A 3697-nucleotide genomic window follows, 5' to 3' on the forward strand; every position below is an offset into this window, starting at 1 on the left:
TGAGGATCGTTGCTGTAGGTGTGCTGCTCCATTGTACTGGCAACTTTTTGATACTATGATCACTCATGCTCACCGTTACTGTCTCCGGAAGGGAATAATCGCTGCCGCGAATGACCTCGGCACTGAAGGTGTCTACTTTAACCGGACCTGCCTCGACAGTGAGGACCAGCTCAACGGTATCATCATAACCCTTTACGGAACCAGTATAATAATAAGTTCCTGTCTTGGCTGTAGATACATTCGTTAAGTTCCATGTGACTGGGACCTGCGCCCAATTTCCCTGGCTGGTTTTAGCTTCAATCGTTTTGGGCAAGGTATAGCTTTGATTTTCCTTGACGGTAACATTGATACTCTTTACTTCGCTAATAGTTGGAGTCAGGTTAGCTAAGCGCTGGACAGTGCTTGAAGCAATGACCCCCTCCCCTCCCAATACCGTAATTTCATTGATCACCTGCGTCGAACAATACTTTTCCGCTGCCGCACTTACTTGATTGCCATTCAACAATATAACGGGGTTATTGTTCATCTGTGCATAGGCCGCCGCAGCCAGGGCATCCGGGTAAGCCTGTCCGGTAGCGATAAAGACCTGATCACTGCTCAGGCTTTCGCTGAATTCCTGCAGCAGAGCAACATTTCTGGTATAGGGATCAGCCCCTGTGATATTTTCAGCAGCGGCAAATTGGTTCCGAATGACTTGTGGAATTTCCTTTGCGCTACCAAGGATGATGACTCTGCTAAGCTTAGCCCGGGCAAAGTAACTCTTTTGATTTTTGGTCATATCATCTGAAGGAACCGGAATAATCGGCATCCCTTCGGCAGCTGCAAGCGGCGCCGCTGACAAAGCATCGGCAAAGCTCTCACCTGGAACAATGAATATTCCGTTAGACGTTCCTACCGATCGTGCTACAGCCATAGCCGTATCATACCTGTCCTTGCCGGACAAACGGGTGGAAGTAATCCCATTAGCGGACAGCTGGCTTTCTACATTACTGGGAACTGCACTTAATCCGCCCACGATATAAGCCTTCTTCGGACTTAAGCGTTTGATCTCCTGTAAGGTCTCCGAGCTGAAGCCTTTAGGCCCAGCCAGAAGGATCGGTGCTCCATTTTTACCAGCCAATGTAGCCGCACTTAAAGCATCGGGAAAGTTTTGGCCGGTCGCTATCACCACATTGTCGGCTCCATCGGGCCAGCCACTCTGGCTGATAGCCACCGCAGTCTGATAACGGTCGCTACCGGATAGTCTGGACACCGTTGTGGAAGCGTAAGCCTGTTGGTCTAAAAAAAATATAAGCAATATTGCACCAAGTAAAATGCCGGTTATTTTTCCAGATAGATTTTTCATGTTAATCACCTTTTTCACATCCTCCCAGCTCATGGCTCCTTCACTTCTTTTGTCTTGAGCATATGATTAATACTTACTCCCAAGCCCAGCAGGCACCAAAAGACCGGGGCGACGGAAACTACACTGTCATTAAAGAACGCTGCACCAAGGTAGCCCACGATAGCAATAAAAACAGCCACCCCTGCCTGGGAGAGAAAATCCTGGAACGGATTAGAGACATATAAACGAAAACTCTGATAGAGATAGTATACTACAATAAAGAGAAAGGCCAAAAGAGAAATAACCCCAGTATTGATAGCAATTTGTAAGTATTGATTATGGGGTTTGTCCACAATCTGCCACATATCCCCATGATAAGCATACATCTTCCCAAATATGTCATGCTGAGGGAAAATTATGGCAAAGGTATCCGGCCCATAGCCCAGGAATAGCGTATTTTTTAATAAAGGAAGGGAACGAGACCAAATGTAGCCCCGGGAAGAACCGATGCGTTCATGACCAGCAAAGCCCCAGGATTCAACAGGATCCAGGCTGATTTCCCTGCCATTAGGGCTGAGGAAGGTGATCTTGTCCGGTTCCAATCCGAAAAAGAGTTGAATATCTCCCTTTTGAATTTTCAAGGCCCCTTTGCCGTTGAGCTGCCCAACAGTAAGAAGATACTCTGCGTATAAGGAATCGTCAAAAACTATTATGCCCTGCTCCCTGTTATAGGTATAGGGAATGGTCCTATCCTCACTGTCAGTAAAGGTGAGTCGGTTCTCACTATAAGTGAAGTTAAGGGTTTCAGATTTTGTAACAACCATCCCTTGGTTGCCATTAATGTCCACAGCCTTTAAAGGGATGCTATCCTCCTGGGAATTTGTGTTTTCGGCCAGGCCGATCAAAGCCTTGGTATCGGTGTAGAGGGACATGGCCCTGGTGCTAAAATACCCTCCTGACAGCTGATTCAGTCCAATGGCCAAGGCAAGCAACAGTAGTACACTAGCCCCGAAATACTTCCAATGCTTCCTGATCATCTTGTTGATAGCGATTAAAAAGACCAGTAGGGCCAGTCCACCGCCCACAATCCCCGAACGGGCATTGCACCCGAGCCAGACAATACCCATCAAAACGGTCATAAGACCTAATGCAACCTTGGCACGTTTATCTTTGACTAAGACCAACATGGCGAAGCACAGTGGAAAGAGCATCGCAATATAGCTGCCCACATAATTATAATGATATAAGGTAGCGTAGATAACATTCTTGTCGAATTTAAAAGTCAACTGCTCCCCAATCTGTTTATACTCTTTAGGTAGAAACAAGCTCTTGGCAACATCAGATTTTAACACATCATACCCTATGTATTGGAACAGTCCGATCGAGCCGATCACTAAAGCCCCCGCCAGCAAGCCACCGAGAATCAGTTTGACCTGCTTCTCATCGGATACCAATGCCGTGGTTACCAGAAAGACCAGCAGATAGGCCGCTAAGACATACATCCCTTCATAACGGTCGGGAAAGCCGCTCAAGGCCACACTACGGAAATCCGAAGCCACAGCGGATGCTGCGATGAATAGAAAATACAGTGCGGCTGCCGCGTAATAGGGTTTAAGGGATTTTTTCACTAAACTCCAGTCATTCTGAAAAACCCGCACGACCACAAGAAAAGCCCCTGCGAGCGCTGCCATAATTACCCCGATTCCTTTGTAGTAAGAAAAGAAATCGTAATTCTCCGCGCTACCGTTCCAATAGGCAAAGCTGACTCCTGACAGAGGAATAACCTTCAGGTGAACAATTAAAGGCAGAACAGCCGTCACGAAAATAAGGGGCAACAGATAATACCATTGCACACTTGGTTTAATATTTTTTTGATTCTTCACAGATTTCCTCCCCTGATGTCAGACACCATCATTCTCTACTCAATTCATTATAGCAGAAAAAGAAATCCAGTGGCAGATAACATGAAATATTTCCCTAATTTTGCAGTAGATATGGAGTGACTAAACGCCCGAAAGCATTACAAATACTAATGTTTTCAGGCCCTTTAGAGAAAAAGGCAGCAAATATCCTAAATCCATTACTGTCAAATCTCTTGGCTATCTTGACGAGTTGGAAAAGCTCCATGACGACCCTATAGCCTTTTGCAATCAGGAAATTGCTCGCTTAAATGATGAAAATCTCAAAGATAACGCACCTCTTTCTTTTACTATTGGTAAGGAGGAACGCCTTGATTCCAGTACTTCAAACCGCAAGAATTTCGGTTATGCTGTGCTTAGCCGGATTTATCATGAATTAGGAATTGATACGTTTCTTGCGAATAGGCAACGCCATTCTAAGGAAGAGTACGATGCTAACGCTATCATGAAGCTT

2 protein-coding genes and 1 pseudogene are annotated in these 3697 nt (G+C 45.7%); 1 reads left to right on the top strand and 2 read right to left on the bottom strand.

Annotated elements, in window-relative coordinates; translation table 11 throughout:
* On the bottom strand, positions 1-1363 hold a 1363-nt coding region (locus AC1U9U_RS15655; RefSeq protein ID WP_479961485.1), incomplete at its 3' end, for a cell wall-binding repeat-containing protein.
* 11 nt (positions 1364-1374) lie between these two features.
* Positions 1375-3207: an O-antigen ligase family protein gene (locus AC1U9U_RS15660; RefSeq protein WP_479961486.1), complete on the bottom strand. Its 1833-nt coding sequence runs from the start codon at positions 3205-3207 to the stop codon at positions 1375-1377.
* Between the two features lie 229 nt (positions 3208-3436).
* On the opposite strand from AC1U9U_RS15660, the pseudogene AC1U9U_RS15665 reads away from it, so the two are divergent.
* Positions 3437-3697 (top strand): annotated as a pseudogene (locus AC1U9U_RS15665) (IS1634 family transposase); the annotation flags it as partial.

The organism is Desulfitobacterium sp., assembly GCF_982384815.1.